Raw genomic sequence first — 19,559 nt, 5'->3', positions numbered from 1 at the left:
CCGGCTATCCACTAAATCTTTTGCGCCGAACACCGGCACAAAAGGATACCGTTCCTATCCGGGCTAGGGCTTCCGTTGTCAATCGAAAAGCGCGCGCTAAAGTAATTCTTTTTTCAAAAACTTTGTCATGCCACTTTTTTTATTTTTTAGCAAAGCGCAGAAAGCTGTCTTTTCAATTCAAAAAAAAAGCAAAAAACTAATTCAATGCTAAGATTGAATTAGTTTTTTGTGAATAGTTGTATTTTAGATAATGGCTACAGCTTACTAAATTTAGCAACTGCAACCTCCTGATTTGCCGAAATAACTTCAATAATATAAACGCCTCTTTTCAAATCAGTAACATTGATTTGGTTCGAAACATCCTGAAATCTTTTAATGACGCGACCTTGCAAATCATATACTGTAATTTTAGAAAAGCTCATATTTCCGGCACCTATAACCAGGTAATCGCTAACAGGATTCGGATATATTTTTATTTTACTATCGTTGAATGTAGTTACATTTAGAGGAGCAGGGCCCAATTTTATAACCCAAAAATCTAAGTTACCACCTAAAAAACCAGTAACCTGACCATTTTCTAAAGCACCACCGGTATTTCCGGCAACAATATAACCGCCATCAGCAGTTTGTTGAATATCGTGACTGTCCTGATAACCAGTGTTGCCAAGAGACGTCTGCCATTGTATATCACCGTTGGCATATAAATAGAGAATCCAGATATCATTGGTAAGTATACTTCCTGCATGGTTCAACGCAACATCACCATCAGATGAGTGCGTAAATCCACTGACTACATAACCGCCATTAAGGGTTTGTTTGATGCTAAAGGGGATCTCTTCATCAGTTCCACCGTATGCTTTTTGCCATATCATGGTTCCTGTGGCGTTTAATTTCACTATCCAATAATCACTTGAACCTTTAAATTCACTGACATCACCGTCATTTGATGTAGTTTTGCCGCACAGAATATAACCTCCGTCAACTGTTTGTTGAATACTCTTAGCTTCTTCCGCATTGCTGCCGCCGTAAGTTTTTTTCCATTCGATAGTTCCAGTAGCATTGATTTTGACCACCCAATAATCAGTGGTATTCGTTCCGTGATTACCGGTGACATCGCCATCATTTGAATTCGTATAGGCCGCAAAAATATATCCGCCATCAGTAGTTTTTTGGATGCTAGTTGCAATATCGAGTTTAGTTCCGCCATAACTTTTCTGCCAATCGATAACGCCAGATGCATTTAATTTTACAATCCAAGCATCAGTCGCTCCGTGATTGGATGTAACATTTCCATTAGAAGAAAAAATATCACAAGCTATAATAAATCCGCCGTCAGAAGTTTGCGTAACATCATTAGCATTATCTTGACTGGTGCCGCCCAATGTTTTTTGCCATTCTAAATCTCCGATAGCGCTTAATTTTAGAACCCACGCATCCGAATTACCATGATTACTGGTTATGTCGCCATTTGTAGAATATGTGTTCCCAGCAATAACATAACCGCCGTCACTAGTTTGCTTGATGGCATTGGCGGTTTCTGAACTTGAACCTCCATAAGTTTTTTTCCATTCTATAGTGCCCGCAGCATTCATTTTTACAAGCAGAATATCCTGATTTCCATGATTTCCAATGGCATCAATATCAGTCGATCGTGTGTAGCCCGTTGCAATATAGCCACCATCAGTAGTCTGTAGGATAGAGAAAATATTATCGGTATCTGTGCCGCCAAAGCATTTTTGCCATTCGATGACTTGAGGCTGTGCATAGAATAAATTTGGGAAAAGCACTAAGAATAATAAAGTAATTTTTTTCATAAGGTTTTGGTTTGATTAGTTTTTAAATATACATAAAATTATCAAAGCCAACAATTTATAATGAGAATGTATTATGAATCGAGTTTTTTTTAAACCAACTGTGTTTAATTTTTGATAGGCAACAGATAACACTGATGATGCGGATCTTTACGGATTTTTCTTTTGGAATCGGAATGCCCTAGCCCCGATAGTAGTGGGAAATCCTTTTGTGCCGGCGTTCGGCGCAAAAGATTGGAATGATAGCGGGATTAGCTCCTAAAAATCAACACAATAATAATTTTAAATCCGTGTTAATCCTTGCAATTCGTGTTTTATTTTTTAATCCAATTCCTTTTTCAAAAACGCAGCGGTATAACTTTTTTTATTTTTCACAATTTCCTCCGGAGTTCCTTGTGCGACAACCATTCCGCCACCTTTTCCGCCTTCGGGGCCAATGTCGATAATATAATCCGCAAGCTTAATGACGTCCATATTGTGCTCGATGATTAGAATCGTATTGCCTTTATCGACGAGCTTATTGATGACTTCCATCAAAACACGAATGTCTTCGAAATGCAAGCCGGTTGTTGGTTCATCAAGAATATAAAATGTATTACCCGTATCTTTTTTAGACAGTTCACCTGCCAATTTGATACGTTGCGCTTCACCGCCCGAAAGCGTCGTACTCTGCTGACCGAGCGTGATATAACCCAAACCAACATCCTGAATCGTCTTAATCTTGCGGTTGATTTTCGGAATGTTTTCAAAAAAAGGAACGGCTTCATCAACAGTCATGTTGAGCACATCCGAAATCGATTTGCCTTTATAACGAATCTCCAAAGTTTCTCGGTTGAAACGTTTGCCTTGACAGGTTTCGCATTCCACGTACACATCGGGAAGGAAATTCATTTCAATCGTTCTGACACCGGAACCTTCGCAAGTTTCACAGCGTCCGCCTTTGACGTTAAAACTAAAACGCCCAGCTTTATAACCGCGAATCATACTTTCGGAAGTCATTGTAAACAGTGTTCTGATTTCAGAAAACACATCGGTATAGGTTGCAGGATTCGAACGTGGTGTACGCCCAATCGGACTTTGGTCAATGTCAATTACTTTATCGATATGGTCTAAACCTTCTATCTTTTTGTACGGTTTTGGTTTCTTGACGCCGTTGAAATAATATTCATTCAAAATCGGATACAACGTTTCATTAATCAATGTCGATTTACCGCTGCCTGAAACACCTGTCACACAAATCATTTTTCCTAATGGCAATTCGATTGTAACATTTTTGAGGTTATTTCCAGTAGCTCCAGAAAGTTTTAAAAACTTGCCGTTGCCTTCACGGCGTTTTTTTGGAAGCTCAATTTTGCGCTCGCCATTCATATATTGCGCCGTAAGCGTGTGGTGTTTTAAAGTTTCTGCAGGCGTTCCGATGCTGATGATTTCACCGCCATATTTTCCGGCACGTGGACCAATGTCAATCACATAATCGGCGCGTTCTATCATGTCTTTGTCGTGTTCCACTACAATCACAGAATTGCCAATGTCGCGCAATTGTTCTAATGAACTGATGAGTTTGTCGTTGTCGCGTTGGTGCAAACCGATGCTGGGTTCGTCGAGAATGTATAATACGCCCACGAGTTGTGAGCCGATTTGTGTTGCGAGTCGAATGCGTTGTGCTTCGCCGCCCGAGAGCGATTTTGAACTCCGGTTAATCGACAAATAATCCAACCCAACATTGACTAAAAAGTGCAAACGATCTTTGATTTCTTTGATGACTTCGGTTGCGATTTGTTTTTGTTTTTCAGATAACGATTGGTCGAGCACATCAAACCAAAGCGTTAAATCGGAAATATCCATCGCTGATAAATCGTTGATGTTTTTCTCGTTGATGCGGAAATACATCGCCTCTTTTTTAAGGCGTGAACCTTCGCAAACCGGGCAAGTCACTTCATCCATGAATTCTTTTGCCCAACGTTTGATGCTGCTAGAACCGCTTTCGTCGTGTTGATTTTTGATGAAATGCGAAATGCCTTCAAACTCAATTTTATATTCTTTGGTAATACCTAAAGTTTTTGATGCTACTGCAAATTTTTCTTTGCCACCGTGTAGAATGATTTCCAACGCATCTTCAGGAATTTTTTCAATCGGATCGGTGATTTTGAAATCGAATTTTTCGCCGATGATTTCGAGTTGCTTGAAAATCCATGTGCTTTTGTATTCGCCTAAAGGTGCGAAACCACCATTTTTAATTGACAGTTTTGGATTTGGGATAATCTTTTTTAAGTTGATTTCGTTGATAGTTCCCAAACCATTGCAATGTTCACAAGCACCTTTCGGCGAATTGAACGAAAACAAATTCGGCTCAGGATTCTGATACGAAATTCCGGTAGTAGGACACATTAAATTGCGGCTAAAAAAACGGATTTCGTTGCTGTCTTGCTCTAAAATCATCAAGATGTTTTCACCGTGATACATGGCGGTTTGGATGCTTTCGGATAAACGTTTTTCATTTTCGGCAGTCGCTTCGACCAACATTCTGTCGATGACAATTTCGATGTCGTGGGTTTTGTATCGATCGAGTTTCATGCCCGGCGTAATGTCTTTGATTTCGCCATTGATGCGCACTTTGAGAAAACCTTGTTTGGCAATTTGTTGGAATAATTCGCCGTAATGCCCTTTACGCGCACGAATCACCGGAGCTAAAATATTGATGCGTTTTCCAATGAAATTTTCGGTAATCAACGCCTTGATTTGGTCGTCGGAATACGATACCATTTTTTCATTGGTGTTGTAACTGTATGCGTCAGCAGCACGCGCATAAAGCAACCGTAGGAAATCATATATTTCAGTAATCGTCCCAACGGTAGAACGTGGACTTTTACTAGTAGTTTTTTGTTCAATGGCAATCACTGGCGACAATCCATCGATTTTATCTACATCCGGGCGCTCCAATCCACCTAAGAATTGTCTTGCGTATGCGGAAAAAGTTTCTACATAGCGGCGTTGTCCTTCGGCGTAAATCGTATCGAAAGCCAATGACGATTTTCCTGAGCCTGAAAGTCCGGTAATGACTACGAGTTTTTCTCTCGGAATCGAGACGTCAATGTTTTTGAGATTGTGGACGCGTGCGCCTAAAACTTCAATGGTATTTTCGGTGTTTAGCATGATTTTTTGGCAAAGGGCAAAGTTAGCATTTTGATTGATTTTTTCAATCGATGGTTTGGGAAGTTTTTGTTAAATTGTAAGATGCGCGTCATGGGTTTGACGATTGCCTAGCCCGGATGGAAACGGTTATCCTTTTGTGGCGGTGTTCGCCGCAAAAGATAGTAGAGAACAGCCGGATTAAGCTCCTAAAAATCATTATTAATTACTCTATCGTCATCGCTCTGAGTTTTTCTCTATAGGCTTCAAGTGCGCTAGCTTTTGAAATGAATCCATAGTATTTGCCGTTTTTGAGCACAGGTAGGAAATTGACTTTCGTTTTTTCGAATTTTTCCATGACGATTTCCATATTATCGGTTGGGTAAACGATATCGATAGGCGGAATCATCACTTCTTCGACGGGTGTATATTTGACTTTGAAATCGCTAAAAATAATTTCGCGAATATCATTGAAATGCACGATGCCTAAAAGCCTTTTTTCGTTGTCGATCACGGCGAAAATCACTTGGTTGGAATGCGAAATCAAATCGACGAGTTTGACCAAACTTTGATCGAGTGTAATCGTAAGATAATCGGTTTGGATGATTTTTTCAGTTTCTAAAGTAGAAAGAATATTGGTGTCTTTGTTGTTCGTGAATGCATGGCCTTTTCGGGCTAGATTCTTAACATCGAGCGAATGTCTTTCGAATCGTTTTGAAATTGCGAAACTAATTGATGATACGATCATTAATGGAATCATTAAATCGTAGCCGCCGGTAATTTCAGCTATCAAAAATATCGCGGTTAATGGTGCGTGAAATAGGCCACTTAAGATTCCTGCCATGCCGACTAAAGTAAAATTACTGATGGGCAAATGCGTCAAACCAATCGTGTTTAGTGTTTTGGAAAAAAAGAAACCTGCATAGGAACCTAAGAATAAGGAAGGTGCGAAATTACCGCCGTTACCACCGCTTCCTAAAGTGATCCCAGTAGCGAAAACTTTGAGCATCATCGTCAATCCGATAAAAGCAATCAGTACCCAAGTATTGTTTCTGAAATCACTGAAAAGAGTGTTTTCTAATAATTGTCCGGGATCTTGTTCTGATAATACTCTAATGCTTTCATAACCTTCACCGAAAAGTGTAGGAAATACAAAAATGATTACCGCTAAAATGGATGCTCCGAATAGTGCTTTTTTGTATGGACCGAATCGCAGTCGTGTAAAAAAATGTTCGATGCGCTGAAAATTTCTCGAATAATAAACGGCAATAAAACCAGTGAATATACCGAGTAAAACGTAATAAGGAATGTTGTGGTAATTGAAAGATTGTTCTTCACTAAATGTTAATAATACGGTTTCGTCTAACGTAATCGCTGAAACCAAAGCACCTGTAGCGGCGGCAATCATAATCGGAGTGAATGCTGAAATACTCACATCGACGAGCAATACTTCAATAGCAAACAAAACACCAGCAATCGGAGCGTTGAAGGCTGCAGCAACGCCAGCGGCAACGCCACAACCGATTAATAATGTCCGATCTTTATAACTGAGTTTATAACGTTGGGCGTAATTCGAGCCAAAAGCAGCACCGGTAATCACGATGGGGCTTTCTAAACCAGCAGAACCACCAAGTCCGACCGTTAAGGAACTCGTTACGATTTGCGCATACATTTGTTTTCTGGGAATGATGCTCGCTTTTTTAGCGACAGCGTATAGGATTTGTGAAGTGCCTTTTTCGATGGAACCACCTAATAGTTTTTTGACAACAAAAACGGTCAGCAGAATACCGACAATCGGCAATACGCTATTGATGAAACTTAGTTTGAGGATGCCATTCACTGAAGTGGCAATAGAAAAAACCTTATGAGCAAACGATTTTAGAATGATAACTGCAAAAGCTGCTGAAATCCCAACCAAAACACTCGACAGGAAAATAAATTGCTTGTTGGTCAGTTTGGTTTGCGACCAAGCAATGATACTTTCAATTTTGAGAATGGCTTTTTTGAACATTGTTTATTGAGAAAGTGCTAATTTACTATATTTATTTTCGCTCGCAAAGCCGCAGAGGCGCAAAGTTTTCATATTTTTTTTGCCACAGATTAAATTGATTTCCACAGATTTCTCAACGATTAACTTGCAACATACAACTTACAACCAACTAAAACCCAACCGCTTTATCATCACCGCGATAATCGGCACCGCCTTCTAATTGGCCGTTGGGTAATTTTAAAATAGCATCGACCTTGCCAATGACTGGTAAAGTTTTGATATTGATATTGTAGTTTTTCTTTTTGAGGTTGTTGATAATAGTATCTGGGAAACTATTGGGTTCAAAGACAATTTCGTCGGGCAACCATTGGTGGTGAAACCTTGGTGCGTTGACGGCTTGTTGCATGTTCATTTTAAATTCATATACATTCAAAATCGTCTGCAGCACCGAAGTGATAATCGTAGAACCACCGGGTGAACCCAACAACATTAATAATTTTCCTTTTTGCTCTACAATCGTTGGTGTCATCGAGCTCAACATTCTTTTTTGCGGTGCAATGCTGTTGGCTTCTGCACCGACTAGCCCATACGAATTTGGACTTCCGGGTTTGGCACTGAAATCATCCATTTGGTTGTTGAAGAAGAAACCCAATTCATCTGAATACAATTTTGAACCGTAGGCGCCATTCAAAGTGGTGGTTGCTGACACTGCATTTCCGTCGGCATCAACAATAGAATAATGAGTCGTTTCGTTGCTTTCTGAAATGGTGATGTTGCCATGCGAAACTGCTGATGAAAGTGTGGCTTTATTCCAATCTAAATTTTTCATTCTTTGTTTGAGGTAGGTTTTGTTAACCAATTGATTTTTAGGAATTGAAACAAAATCAGGGTCGCCCAAAAAATAGTTCCTATCGGCATAAGCGCGACGTTCGGCTTCGGTGATTAATTGAATGTATTTTTCGCTGTTGTGTCCGTATTTTGTTAATGGATACGGCTGGATCATTTTCATGATTTGTTCCAATGTAATGCCGCCTGATGATGGTGGCGACATCGAAATGATTTTTAAATCTTTGTATTGAAAGGTAATTGGTTTGCGCCATTTGGCTTCATAAGCAGACAAATCTTCAAGCGAAATAATGCCGTTTTTTTTCTGAATGAAATCGACTATTTTGTTAGCGGTTTCGCCTTTATAAAATTCATCTTTACCATTTTTTAAAATGCGTTCAAGTGTATTGGCAAGCGCAGGGTATTTGATGGTATCGCCCATTTTAAAAGGCTGCGCATACAAAGTTTGACTGCCACTAACCGCAATAATCTCTTTTTGATTGTTTTGAATTTGCTTTGCTTGTTTGGCGGTCACAACGATTCCTTTTTTGGCTAAAGCAATTATAGGCTGCATGATTTCTTGCATCGACAGTTTGCCAAATTTATCATGAACAGCGAAGATTCCGGCAATTGTTCCAGGAACTCCAACGGCTAAAGCACCATTGACACTCAGATTTGGAATGACCTCATTGTTTTGATCGAGATACATATTCTTGCTCGCTTTGAGTGGTGCTTTTTCACGATAATCTAACGCGCCGGTTTCGCCATTGTTCAAGCGATACACCATAAATCCACCTCCAGCTATATTTCCGGCATACGGATAAGCGACAGCCAAAGCCAATTCGGTTGCGACCATAGCATCAAAGGCATTGCCGCCTTTTTTCATGATTTCAACGCCAATTTGTGAGGCTTCTTCACGAGCCGAAACGACCATTGCTTTCGAAGCAATTAACCCTTTCTGAGCTTGGAGAATAGGAGTAAAACCAATGAAGATTATAAGAATGAATATGAACTTCCATTTCATAATTCCGATAATTTTTGATTGACATGTGCTTTTAAATCGATGAAAAATGTTCTGAATTCGTTTTCGAAATCATCATAAAATGCTTTGAGTTCATCGACGGAATACTGCATTTTCGAAAGGTTATTCGTGCGCCGATCCATTTGATATAAAATCCGCGCAATACCTTCTTGATATTGATAATTCACAAGCCAATTGTGTTCCATCATATAAGGCATCAAGCTTTTGGTTTTATCAGTCAGATGTTCATAATTGTCTTGTAATGATTGGTAAAACCTGCCTACAAAATCTTCGAGTTTTTCATCGGAATAATCCGCCCAGTTTTTCGCCAAGAAATGATCATAAAAAACATCTACAATGACGCCTGCATAATGGTGATACTTTTCGTGAAGTCGATGGGTGCTTTGTCTGAAAACCGGATGTGCATCAGTGAACGTATCAATAGCGCGGTGCAGTATAATTCCTTTCTGGATTTCCGCAGGCAAATGTTCGTAATGTTTGCCACGAATGCCGTCTGCCATAAAATTGCCGATTTTGATTAAATCGTTGTCGTTGGAAAGGTAGATATGTGCAAGGAAATTCATTTTTCTTGAGGTACTAAGATTCTGAGTGGCTATGGCACTAAGGTTGTTTCCGTAAATATATAAAAAACTTAGCACCTTAGCACCTTAGTTTCTTAGCAACTTTTTTATCTTTGTCGCTCATAAATTAACTATCATAAATCGTATATAAAAATGACATTAATCAAATCAATCTCAGGAATTCGAGGAACCATAGGCGGAAAAGTAGGCGATAATCTAACTCCGGTGGATGCTGTTAAATTTGCTTCAGCTTATGGAACTTGGTTGAAAAGCTATTCTAAAAGCGATAAACTTACCGTTGTTATTGGTCGTGATGCGCGTATTTCTGGGCCAATGATTCACAATTTGGTAGTCAATACTTTAATTGGTTTGGGCATCGATGTGATCGATTTGGGTTTATCAACAACGCCAACCGTAGAAGTTGCTGTTCCGTTAGAAAAAGCACACGGTGGTATCATTCTTACCGCTTCGCACAATCCGAAACAATGGAATGCGTTGAAGTTATTGAATGAAAAAGGCGAATTTTTAAGCGGTGCTGAAGGAGCAAAAATCCTTGAAATCGCAGAAGCCGAAGCTTTCGATTTCTCAGAAGTAGATGATTTGGGAACGATTCAAATCAATGACGCTTACATGGATATTCATATTGATGAAGTATTGAATTTGCCTTTGGTCGATGCAGAAGCGGTGGCCAAAAGAAAATTCAAAGTCGTAGTGGATGGCGTAAATTCTTCAGGCGGTATTGTGATTCCAAATTTATTGGAGCAAATGGGCGTGGAGGTTGTCAAATTATACTGCGAACCAAACGGGCATTTCCCGCACAACCCAGAACCTTTAAAAGAACATTTAGGCGATATTTGTAAATTGGTTTTAGAAGAAAAAGCGGATTTTGGCATTGTAGTCGATCCCGATGTCGACCGTTTGGCATTCATTTCTAATGACGGCGAAATGTTCGGCGAAGAATATACTTTAGTGGCCGTTGCTGATTATGTGTTAAGTAAAACACCGGGCAACACCGTTTCGAATATGTCTTCATCGCGTGCGTTGCGTGATATTACCAATAAATACAACGGAAGCTATCAAGCGAGTGCAGTTGGTGAAGTGAATGTGGTTGAATTGATGAAAAAAACCAACGCCATTATCGGTGGTGAAGGCAACGGCGGCATCATATATCCTGAACTGCATTACGGTCGTGACAGCTTGGTAGGCGTGGCTTTGTTCTTAACGCATTTGGCCAATCTCGATGTGACTGTAGCTGAACTCAGAGCAAGCTATCCACAATATTACATGAGCAAAAATAAAATCGAATTGACGCCTCAAATTGATGTTGACGCGATTTTAGAAGCGATGACTGCCAAATACCAACACGAAGATATTTCCACAATTGACGGTGTTAAGATTGATTTCGCTACCGAATGGGTGCATTTAAGAAAATCGAATACCGAGCCAATTATCCGTATTTATACCGAAGCACCAACACAAGCGGAAGCCGATACTTTGGCGCTCAGAATTATTGATGAAATCAAAGCAGTAGCTGGAATTTAGTAGGATTGTAAGACTGTAAGATTTTAGGAATCTAAGATTAGGAGTTGATGAAAATCTGGTACCTAGCCCTGATGGAAGTGGTTATACTTTTGTGCTGTTGTTCAGCGCAAAAGATATGAACGCACAGCAGGTTCCCGGCTCCTAAAAAATCTTAAAATCTCACAGTCCTACAGTCTTAAAATCTAATTTTATAAATAATACCAGCCGTAAACGAACGCGTCAAACCATCTGGTCGAATCTCCCGAACTACAAATGGCGTGGCTAACGACAATTCAAAACTGTTGTTTTTATTCAAATGATAAGCACTGATTATGTTTCCGTTGATCGTTAATCCGTCAGAACCATCGATGTTTTCTCGTTTGCCAAAAATAGTTTCGTAGCTGTCTTCACCCAAATGGTATAAAAACAAAACATTGGGTTTAAACGTGAATTTGTTATTACCGGTTTTGTAGGTGTATGTTGCACGAAGCAAAGCATCAGGTTTGCGTTTGAATAAATTCGTCGACGGAAATTTGTCCGTTCCTGAATATTCTTTAAAATAAGAATTGGCGTTGATGTCGAAAACGGGTAATTGCAAACCTACATTGAAATCCCATTGTTTATAATTCAAATTTTCACCAACAATCAGATCGAAGGTACCTAAACTTGCCTGATAATCGAGTGGAAGCGAGTAACCATTGATTTTTAAATTCGAGCGTGTGAATGGAAATTTCGCTCCAAGCATTGTGCTCCATTTTGCAGTTTTCTTAGTTTTCCAATCGTAATTTCCTATCAAATACGCATCGCCAAATTGCCCGCGTTTTCCAAAATTACCGCTGGCTAGCGAATAAGTGACTTTTGCACTCAAAGCCAATTGAGAAGTCAATTTTCGTGTGTAAGTGGCATAAGGTGAAAGGTATTGTACATCGGCTTCACCAGCACCGAAAATACTTCCAAATTCTAAAGCATTTTTGACTTCTTTTTCAGTTTCATGAAAACTATTTCCGATAGAACAAATGCCGGCATCGCTGCAACCTTGTGCTTTGATTATGAAAGCATTCATTAAAATCAATATTGAGATGATTTTTTTCATAATTAATTGGCTGTTAATATTGCAATGGCATACAAATGATTGTATTGCTGGCAGTGAATTAAAACATGAGAATATGCGGCGACATTCACTTGTTGAGGAATATCATAAACCGTAGCGGAAGTCAAATTGCCCAAATTGACAAACTCACTTGGCGTTGAAGATTTTGACAAATAAACTTTCAAATCCGGTCCGCTAGATATATCGAAGTTCTCTAGTTTAACGCGATACTGCGTTCCTTCAAGATAAATTTTCGCTTGACCACTTACAGTGATTCCCGAAGTTCCTATAAAATCTCCGGAATATTTTAAAACAGAAGTCAATTCAATGGGTTTGTCGGTTTTGTCATGTGTGAGTTCACCTTCGACTTGACAAGCAGTGAAAGCAAACAGCGCTGTTGTGATTAAAACAATTTTTTTCATAGCTATTATTTTATTCAAATTTACTATGGTAATGATTTTGCTTTTGTCGGGTAGTTTACATTTGAAGGAAAGTTTTTTAATAATTGGACTGTAAGATTTTAGGACTCTAAGACTGCAAGACTGTAAGACTTTAAGATTTTAAGATTTTAGGATTATAAGACTATGAGTAAATCTTATAGTCCTATAATCCTAAAATCTTATAATCTCCCAAAAAAAATCAATCGTTTGCGTTCATTTTAAAATCTAAAAAAATGTATCTTTGACGGCAAATACAACACCCATGAATGTCAACGCAAAGGTCACTTTACCAACAGCATTAGAGCAGTATTTTCAGCAATTCCGAAACAATATCATCGGAATTGATCAGGAATTTATGTCACCTTTTGGAACTCAAAAAATCATCTATACGGATTGGACCGCCAGTGGTCGTTTGTATCGCCCGATTGAAGAAAAAATGATGAATGATTTTGGGTTGTTTGTAGCCAATACACACACCGAAACGACAGTAACTGGAACTGTAATGACATTGGCGTATCATCATGCAAGACACATCATAAAGCATCATGTCAATGCCAATGCCGATGATGTTTTGATTACTGATGGTACCGGAATGACCGGTGTTGTGAATAAATTTCAACGCATTTTAGGATTGAAAGTCCCAGAGAATTTAAAGCAACATACGAACGTTCCTCAAGAAGACAAACCGATTGTTTTCATCTCACATATGGAGCATCATTCGAATCAAACTTCTTGGCTTGAAACCATTGCTGATGTTGTTGTCATTCCCGCTTGTGAAAAAGGGTTGTTTTGTTTGGATCAATTTACTGCACAGGTTGAAAAGTATCAAGATCGATCTATAAAAATAGCTTCAATTACGTCTTGTTCGAATGTGACGGGAATTAAAACGCCTTATCATGAAGTGGCTAAAATCATGCACAGAAATAACGGTTTGTGCTTTGTAGATTTCGCTTGTTCTGGACCGTATGTGAAAATCGATATGCATCCTGAAGATGCTGAAAGTTATCTTGACGCTATCTTTTTTTCGCCACATAAATTCCTTGGTGGGCCTGGAACTACTGGTGTTTTGGTTTTTAATAAGAAACTTTACAGAAATATGGTTCCCGATAATCCGGGTGGCGGCACGGTTTCTTGGACGAATCCTTGGGGTGAACATAAATTTATCGACAATATAGAAGATCGAGAAGACGGCGGAACTCCAGGTTTTTTGCAAGCGATTAAAACGGCTTTGGCGATTCAGCTCAAAGAACAAATGGGTATTGAAAATATCCTCAAACGCGAACACGAATTGGTGGATTATATCTTTTCTGAATTGGGCAATATTCCGAATATTAAAATATTAGCAGGGCAACATCAAGATCGTTTGGGTGTGATTTCGTTTTATATTGATGATTTGCATTTCAATTTGGGTGTCAAAATACTTAATGATCGATTCGGAATTCAAACGCGCGGCGGCTGCAGTTGTGCGGGAACTTACGGTCATTATTTGCTCAATGTAGATCAAGAAAAATCGCATAATTTGGTGTGTCAGATTGATTCTGGAGATTTGATTCAAAAGCCGGGTTGGATTCGAATGTCGATTCATCCGACTACTACGAATGCTGAAATTCAGTTTGTTTGCGAAAGTATCAAAGCGTTGGCAGCGAATCATGAAAATTGGAGTAAAGACTATGCATACAACAAAAACTCTAATGAGTTTTTGCATCGAGATGCTCGACCGCATGAGAAGGAATTGGTGGAGAAGTGGTTTGGATATTAGTAAAAGGGTTTTGATTTATGAGTTATTTTAGAAAAACAACTATGTCAAAAATAAGTACATTCTTAATAATTATGATTTTGCTGAGTGCTTGTAGCGGCCAAAAAAGAACAAAAAAATGGGATAAGGAAAACGTAAAATTGGTCAATATATCCGATAGCTCCTATAGTAGCGCTGTACAATCAGCACAAGAGCATTTACCCGAGTTTATTACTTTGCTAAAAGAAAGAGAAACGAATAATTATAAGTTTAACATCAGTGCAGATTATACCGAAGAAGGGCACACGGAACAACTATGGTTTATGGTCGACTCTTTCGATAATAATATATTCTATGTAAAACTGAATAATGTTCCTTTGCATTTTAAAAACCTTAAACTTAATGACAAATTGGAAATTCATCAAGACTCAGTAAAAGATTGGTTGGTTTCTAAAAACCACAAAGTAATTGCTGGAAATTTTGCTAAAGTTGATTTAAATTAAGAACATCCCGTAACATATACATTACGATAAAGTACCACCAACAGCATCAACCAAAGTGGATTGGTGGCGAATGGAATTTTCATCCAGCCGTTATTTTCCAGTAGCATGTCGGTTAGTATTCACGTGGTGAAAACCGAGATGATTCCTGCTAGTATTGCGCCGATGCTTATGAGTGTGTTTTTCATAATAAATAATTGATTTTGTTGTTAAGCACTCGATTTGTATGCTGGACTTCAACTTAATCGATGTTGCGATAGGCATAGCAACGATATCCTTTTGTTCCGGCGTTTACTTCGTCAGTTCGCCAAGGCTCGGGTGGAGTAAAAGATTACTTCACTGTGTTAATATTTTCAGCGGAGTTCAGTGAATGCTTCGCATTTTAGTGAATAGCCCGGTCATTCGCCCCAATTTATAAAATTATTGCATTTTTAGTAAAAGATCGTCGAGTTTGTCGAATCTTTGTTCCCATAATTTTCTGAAATTTTCAATCCAATCGGCTACTTCTTTCATTTTTTGTGGATTGAAATGGTAATAAATTTCCCTGCCATTTTGCACTTGATCGACCAATTCACATTCGTTTAGTATTTTAATGTGTTTGGATACGGCTTGTCTGCTGGTGTGGAAATGTTCTGCTAACCCATTGGGAGTCATCGCTTGAACGGCTATTAATCCTAATATTGCCCTGCGCGTTGGATCGGCTATGGCTTGAAATACGTCTCTTCTCATGTTTTTATTTTATTTTGATAAAGTTGCCAATAGGTTTTCTAAACTGCCTAATGTTGCCGTAAATCCTTCTTTGAAGCCCATTTCAATCATCTTTTCCATACGTTCCAATGATTCGTTATAAATACTAATGCTCACTTTTGTTGTTCCGTTGTGTTCGCTGAAATTCAAGTCCCACTCAGAACCCGGCAGTTCGGGGTTTTCATCTGGGTCTGCAAAAGCATTAGTCATTTTGAAGTTGGTTTTTGGACTGATGGATGTGTACTTTTGAACGGACCAATGTTCTTGTCCTTCGGGACTTACCATAGCATAGAATCTTCTTCCGCCCACTTTAAAATCCATAATTTTTGTTCTGGATTCCCAAGGTTGAGGAGCCCACCATTGGTCGAGAATTTCTTGTTTGGTAAACGCATCCCATACTAGTGGAAGTTCAGCTGCAAATTCTCGGTTTATCTGAACTGTTTTTGTTGTTTTGTTGACGATAAAGTCAAATGGTAAATTGTTATTCATTATTTTAAGTTTTTAATTAGCAATCATTTGGTTGCAAATATATACGCAATCATTTAGTTGCGCAAATTTTTTTGAACATTTTTTTTTAAAAGAGCTATAAATAAGGGTTAGGGATAGAGAATGTTGTAGGTTGTAAGTAGTAGGTTATTGAGATGTAACATTCAACCTGCAACCTACAACTCTATATTTAGGAATTATCGGCGATGCTTCCAACGTTTGTGTGTCCATAAATAAAATTCAGGTGCTTCGTAGATTTGTTGTTCTACCAACCTTAAGAATTTATCGGTCACTTCATAGTTAGGAACGGATTTGATATCTTCGGAAAGTACTTCAAAAGTGGCTTCGTAAAAACCTCTTTTTACTTTTCTGGTTCTTAAGAAAATGACATTCATATCGTATTTCTTGGCTAGCATTTCTGCGCCGGTATGTACAGGAACTTCAATGCCCATAAAGCTTCCCCAATGATAAGTGGAAGATATTTTTGGAGATTGGTCGCTCGCAAAACCATAAATGCTCAATATTTTATTTCGATAATTATTGCTGATGACCGGAATGGTTTCTTTGGTAGTGATGAGATGCGCTTTGAAACGCGAGCGAATGTCTTTGACCAATTTATCGAAGTATTTGTTTCGAATGCGTTTGTATATTCCGACGCCTTTGTAATCGATATAATGATTCATAGAAACGGCCCATTCATAACTTGCATAATGCGCACACATTAGTGCGATACTTTTTTGCTTTGTTTCGAGTTCTTTATAAACTTCGAGATTGTTGAATTTGTATCGGCGTTCGATTTCTTTTCTTGAAATAGTCATAGTTTTCGCCATTTCTAGAAACAAATCAACCATGTGATGGAAGAATTTCTTTTCGATCACCAGTCGTTCTTTATCGGATAAATGCGGTAAGGCTATGGCTAAATTTTCACGAACGGTTTTTTTTCTATAGCCGATGATGTAATATATAAGTCCGTAAATACAATCAGATAAGAAATACAACAATCGAAAAGGCAACATCGAAATACTCCAAAGAATAGGATAAATAAGAATGTAAACTAAAAATTGCATGAAGTTGAAAATTTTGACAAAGATACATTTAAAACCACATTTAAAAAATCGAGTTTAACAAAAGCTATAGAAACTATTTCTATTTTTACCAAAAAAATCACACACTATGAATACGATGCTTATTCTCATTATCGCCATCAATTTAATCGTCAGTTTTAAAGGATTTGGTGATGAATATTTCTTCAGAAAGTATGAGTTTCATATTGGTAGTATTCGAGCCGGTGAGCACATTCGCATGATTACTTCTGCTTTTTTGCATGCAGATTTAGGGCATTTGTTTTTCAATATGTTTACCTTATACATGTTTGCACCTGTGGTTATTCAGTATTTTGATAATTTTTCTTTTTTGATTATTTACCTTGGAAGCTTAATTTTTGGAAGCTTACTTACCTTATTATTTCACAAAGATGATTACAGTTACCGCGCTATTGGTGCTTCAGGAGCCGTTACAGGTATTTTATATTCTGCAATTTTGCTGCAACCTGAAATGAGTTTGTATTTGTTTTTCATTCCAATTCCAATTCCGGCCTATCTTTTTGGAATTGGTTATTTGTTGTATTCGATTTACGGAATGAAAGCCAAAAACGACAACATCGGCCATACAGCGCATTTTGGTGGCGCTATTGGAGGTTATTTGATTACCATTTCCAAAGAGCCTCAAATGCTGACCGAGAATACTTTTATGGTGGTTTTATTAGCCATTCCAATTGTACTTCTTTTTATATTAGCCAAAGCTGGAAAGTTATAATGGCATATGTTTTGGTAACCCGAGTTTCGAAATTTTAAAAACCCTTTTTATGAAAAAATCAGCTTTAATTTTATTTGTATTATTTGCAACAATGGTTCAATCTCAGGAAATCAAACAGATTCCAACCATTAATGTTTCCGGTGAAGGAAAGATTAAAGTGACTCCCGATCAAGCGGCAATATCAATTTCAGTCGAAACTAAAGGCGCTAAAGCCATCGACGTAAAAAAAGAAAATGATACTAAAATCGATGCGGTTTTGAAATACATCAAAAAAATGGCAATTGCCAAAGAAGATTATCAAACCCAACGTGTTTCGTTGTATCCAAACTATGATTACGAGAAAAAGAAAACCAGTTATATTGCTACACAAACTGTAATTGTGTTGTTGAAAGACTTAAATAAATACGACGCTTTAATGGATGGTTTGGTTGATTTAGGCATCAACAGAATTGACAACGTTGAATTTAAATCTTCAAAAATTGATCAATTGCAATCCGATGCCAGAAAGCTGGCGATAAAAGATGCGAAAGCCAAAGCCGAAGATTTCGTTTCTGTATTAAATCAAAAAGTGGGAAAAGCATTGACGATTTCTGATAATTCACAAGTTAATTACCCGCCAAGACCGATGTATGAAATGAAAACCATGGCCATGGCAGATGGAGGCGGAGCGGCACCAAGAGAAACATTAGCCACTGGCGAAATTGAGTTGGTAGTGAATGTAAGCGTGAGTTTTGTTTTAGAATAAACTGTATAAAAAATATAAAAGAGCCTCGATTCGTCGGGGCTTTTTTATACATGATTATTTTTCGTGTTCGAAACTACCTATAAATCAGCTTGAAACTGCAATTCAACGTTTTTATGAGTTCGTTACAGAATAAACAAGGTAAGTCGATAAGTTGTCTTTAATATTGTACTCACAAATAAGGAAGATCCCAAGTCTACTCATTTTTTAATTCAAAATCGAATCTATGAAAGCTAAATTATTTTTTACTGCAATTTTGTTATGCTCTTTTTTTGAGAGCACTTTTTCTCAAGATTATCATCCTTTGCTTAACAATTCTACCTGGGTACTTAGAGATTATGTTTCTTGTTGTAGAATGCCGGAAACTAAAACAATTGAAGCTGGTGAGGATGTTGTGATTGGCGCTAACACTTACAAAAAATTTATTGACCCATTTTCTTATCCTAGCAATAGTGATTATATTGTTTACTTAAGAGAAGATGTTGATGAACGAAAAGTGTATAAATTAGTCAATGGTTCAGAAGTATTGTTATACGATTTCAATCTTTTTACGGGAGATACTTTTGGGATGTTTGATGTAACTTCTGATTATATCAATATTAATGGTGAAGACCACAAAAGAATTGTTTTGAGCCGTTATCAAGAAGAGCATCATATCAATTTAACACAAACATGGATTGAAGGTGTTGGAAGTAACGCACATCCGTTTAAGCCTGCATTCAATATGTATAATGGTTTATCAGGCAGTGGTGGTTATTCAGTACATCTAGTTTGTAGTTTTCAAGATGGGCAACACATCTATGGAAATCAAGATTGTGCTGAACTATTGTTGAATACTGATGACAATGTAATTTCTAACTCGGTAATTACTTTCTTTCCGAATCCTTTAGTAAATGAACTTACGATTAGTTCAGATACATTTCTTACGAATGCTGCTTTTAAATTGTATAATATGCAAGGTCAATTGGTGCGAGAAATCGACAATTTATCAGGCAATAAGATTTCTGTAAACAGAGAAAATTTAAGTAGTGGAATGTATTTCATTCAATTGTTCGAAAACAACAAATTGATAAAATCCGATAAAATGTTGGTGGAATAAATTCAATCGTAGAAAAATATACAATGG

16 protein-coding genes are annotated in these 19,559 nt (G+C 37.9%); 6 read left to right on the top strand and 10 right to left on the bottom strand.

The annotated features are described in order from the left end of the window. Window positions 1–254: 254 nt before the first annotated feature. The 5 genes from RMO03_RS08405 to RMO03_RS08385 all read right to left on the bottom strand — a co-directional run bounded on the left by RMO03_RS08405 (window position 255) and on the right by RMO03_RS08385 (window position 9,360). A complete protein-coding gene (locus tag RMO03_RS08405) occupies window positions 255–1,814 on the bottom strand; it encodes a T9SS type A sorting domain-containing protein (RefSeq protein WP_309641649.1) in 1,560 nt (519 codons plus the stop codon). 318 nt (window positions 1,815–2,132) lie between these two features. Beyond that, complete coding sequence (gene uvrA, locus RMO03_RS08400) at window positions 2,133–4,964, bottom strand: excinuclease ABC subunit UvrA (protein WP_309641648.1); 2,832 nt, start codon at window positions 4,962–4,964, stop codon at window positions 2,133–2,135. Between the two features lie 202 nt (window positions 4,965–5,166). Further along, window positions 5,167–6,951, bottom strand: a complete 1,785-nt coding sequence (locus tag RMO03_RS08395; protein ID WP_309641647.1) for a chloride channel protein — start codon at window positions 6,949–6,951, stop codon at window positions 5,167–5,169. Window positions 6,952–7,099: 148 nt separating this feature from the next. Next, window positions 7,100–8,779: a gamma-glutamyltransferase gene (gene ggt, locus RMO03_RS08390; protein WP_309641646.1), complete on the bottom strand. Its 1,680-nt coding sequence runs from the start codon at window positions 8,777–8,779 to the stop codon at window positions 7,100–7,102. Further along, a complete protein-coding gene (locus RMO03_RS08385; protein WP_309641645.1) occupies window positions 8,776–9,360 on the bottom strand; it encodes an acyl carrier protein phosphodiesterase in 585 nt (194 codons plus the stop codon). The genes ggt and RMO03_RS08385 overlap by 4 nt, the downstream gene beginning before the upstream one ends. Window positions 9,361–9,510: 150 nt before the next feature. On the opposite strand from RMO03_RS08385, the gene glmM reads away from it, so the two are divergent. Further along, on the top strand, window positions 9,511–10,899 hold the full coding sequence (glmM, locus tag RMO03_RS08380; RefSeq protein WP_309641644.1) for a phosphoglucosamine mutase: 1,389 nt from the start codon (window positions 9,511–9,513) through the stop codon (window positions 10,897–10,899). Window positions 10,900–11,074: 175 nt separating this feature from the next. Here the strand turns inward: glmM and RMO03_RS08375 are convergent, their stop codons facing one another. Continuing rightward, the gene (locus RMO03_RS08375; RefSeq protein ID WP_309641643.1) at window positions 11,075–11,971 is read right to left on the bottom strand and encodes a hypothetical protein; all 897 of its coding nucleotides are present in this window, start codon (window positions 11,969–11,971) and stop codon (window positions 11,075–11,077) included. Between the two features lie 2 nt (window positions 11,972–11,973). Further along, window positions 11,974–12,390 (bottom strand): DM13 domain-containing protein, encoded by a 417-nt coding sequence (locus RMO03_RS08370; RefSeq protein ID WP_309641642.1) that lies wholly within the window; start codon window positions 12,388–12,390, stop codon window positions 11,974–11,976. A 280-nt stretch (window positions 12,391–12,670) separates the two neighbouring features. Between RMO03_RS08370 and RMO03_RS08365 the strand changes: the two genes are divergently transcribed. Then, window positions 12,671–14,167, top strand: coding sequence for an aminotransferase class V-fold PLP-dependent enzyme (locus RMO03_RS08365; protein ID WP_309641641.1), 1,497 nt, complete (start codon window positions 12,671–12,673; stop codon window positions 14,165–14,167). 41 nt (window positions 14,168–14,208) lie between these two features. Next, complete coding sequence (locus tag RMO03_RS08360) at window positions 14,209–14,646, top strand: DUF2314 domain-containing protein (protein ID WP_309641640.1); 438 nt, start codon at window positions 14,209–14,211, stop codon at window positions 14,644–14,646. A gap of 417 nt (window positions 14,647–15,063) precedes the next feature. Here the strand turns inward: RMO03_RS08360 and RMO03_RS08355 are convergent, their stop codons facing one another. The 3 genes from RMO03_RS08355 to RMO03_RS08345 all read right to left on the bottom strand — a co-directional run bounded on the left by RMO03_RS08355 (window position 15,064) and on the right by RMO03_RS08345 (window position 16,943). After that, complete coding sequence (locus RMO03_RS08355) at window positions 15,064–15,372, bottom strand: metalloregulator ArsR/SmtB family transcription factor (protein ID WP_309641639.1); 309 nt, start codon at window positions 15,370–15,372, stop codon at window positions 15,064–15,066. A gap of 9 nt (window positions 15,373–15,381) precedes the next feature. Further along, the gene (locus RMO03_RS08350; protein ID WP_309641638.1) at window positions 15,382–15,879 is read right to left on the bottom strand and encodes an SRPBCC domain-containing protein; all 498 of its coding nucleotides are present in this window, start codon (window positions 15,877–15,879) and stop codon (window positions 15,382–15,384) included. 194 nt (window positions 15,880–16,073) lie between these two features. Continuing rightward, entirely contained in the window at window positions 16,074–16,943 is an 870-nt protein-coding gene (locus tag RMO03_RS08345) for a lysophospholipid acyltransferase family protein (protein WP_309641637.1), read from the bottom strand. Window positions 16,944–17,049: 106 nt separating this feature from the next. Here RMO03_RS08345 and RMO03_RS08340 point away from each other — a divergent pair, with 106 nt between their 5' ends. The 3 genes from RMO03_RS08340 (at window position 17,050) to RMO03_RS08330 (ending at window position 19,532) form a co-directional block, all read left to right on the top strand. Next, window positions 17,050–17,691 (top strand): rhomboid family intramembrane serine protease, encoded by a 642-nt coding sequence (locus tag RMO03_RS08340; RefSeq protein ID WP_309641636.1) that lies wholly within the window; start codon window positions 17,050–17,052, stop codon window positions 17,689–17,691. Window positions 17,692–17,740: 49 nt separating this feature from the next. Continuing rightward, on the top strand, window positions 17,741–18,436 hold the full coding sequence (locus RMO03_RS08335) for an SIMPL domain-containing protein (RefSeq protein ID WP_309641635.1): 696 nt from the start codon (window positions 17,741–17,743) through the stop codon (window positions 18,434–18,436). 223 nt (window positions 18,437–18,659) lie between these two features. Beyond that, entirely contained in the window at window positions 18,660–19,532 is an 873-nt protein-coding gene (locus tag RMO03_RS08330) for a T9SS type A sorting domain-containing protein (protein ID WP_309641634.1), read from the top strand. Window positions 19,533–19,559: the final 27 nt, after the last annotated feature.

The organism is Flavobacterium sp. (genome assembly GCF_031411595.1).
Classification (GTDB): domain Bacteria; phylum Bacteroidota; class Bacteroidia; order Flavobacteriales; family Flavobacteriaceae; genus Flavobacterium.
The sequence above is the reverse complement of the archived record's forward strand: the minus strand, read 5'-3'. Positions and strand labels throughout refer to the sequence as shown.

Coding starts and splice junctions, on each gene's coding strand:
- ggt (WP_309641646.1), bottom strand. CDS start 8,779: ATGAAATGGAAGTTCATATTCATTCTTATAATCTTCATTGGTTTTACT.
- glmM (WP_309641644.1), top strand. CDS start 9,511: ATGACATTAATCAAATCAATCTCAGGAATTCGAGGAACCATAGGCGGA.
- RMO03_RS08330 (WP_309641634.1), top strand. CDS start 18,660: ATGAAAGCTAAATTATTTTTTACTGCAATTTTGTTATGCTCTTTTTTT.
- RMO03_RS08370 (WP_309641642.1), bottom strand. CDS start 12,390: ATGAAAAAAATTGTTTTAATCACAACAGCGCTGTTTGCTTTCACTGCT.
- RMO03_RS08335 (WP_309641635.1), top strand. CDS start 17,741: ATGAAAAAATCAGCTTTAATTTTATTTGTATTATTTGCAACAATGGTT.
- RMO03_RS08375 (WP_309641643.1), bottom strand. CDS start 11,971: ATGAAAAAAATCATCTCAATATTGATTTTAATGAATGCTTTCATAATC.
- RMO03_RS08350 (WP_309641638.1), bottom strand. CDS start 15,879: ATGAATAACAATTTACCATTTGACTTTATCGTCAACAAAACAACAAAA.
- RMO03_RS08385 (WP_309641645.1), bottom strand. CDS start 9,360: ATGAATTTCCTTGCACATATCTACCTTTCCAACGACAACGATTTAATC.
- RMO03_RS08345 (WP_309641637.1), bottom strand. CDS start 16,943: ATGCAATTTTTAGTTTACATTCTTATTTATCCTATTCTTTGGAGTATT.
- RMO03_RS08395 (WP_309641647.1), bottom strand. CDS start 6,951: ATGTTCAAAAAAGCCATTCTCAAAATTGAAAGTATCATTGCTTGGTCG.
- RMO03_RS08340 (WP_309641636.1), top strand. CDS start 17,050: ATGAATACGATGCTTATTCTCATTATCGCCATCAATTTAATCGTCAGT.
- RMO03_RS08360 (WP_309641640.1), top strand. CDS start 14,209: ATGTCAAAAATAAGTACATTCTTAATAATTATGATTTTGCTGAGTGCT.
- RMO03_RS08405 (WP_309641649.1), bottom strand. CDS start 1,814: ATGAAAAAAATTACTTTATTATTCTTAGTGCTTTTCCCAAATTTATTC.
- uvrA (WP_309641648.1), bottom strand. CDS start 4,964: ATGCTAAACACCGAAAATACCATTGAAGTTTTAGGCGCACGCGTCCAC.
- RMO03_RS08355 (WP_309641639.1), bottom strand. CDS start 15,372: ATGAGAAGAGACGTATTTCAAGCCATAGCCGATCCAACGCGCAGGGCA.
- RMO03_RS08365 (WP_309641641.1), top strand. CDS start 12,671: ATGAATGTCAACGCAAAGGTCACTTTACCAACAGCATTAGAGCAGTAT.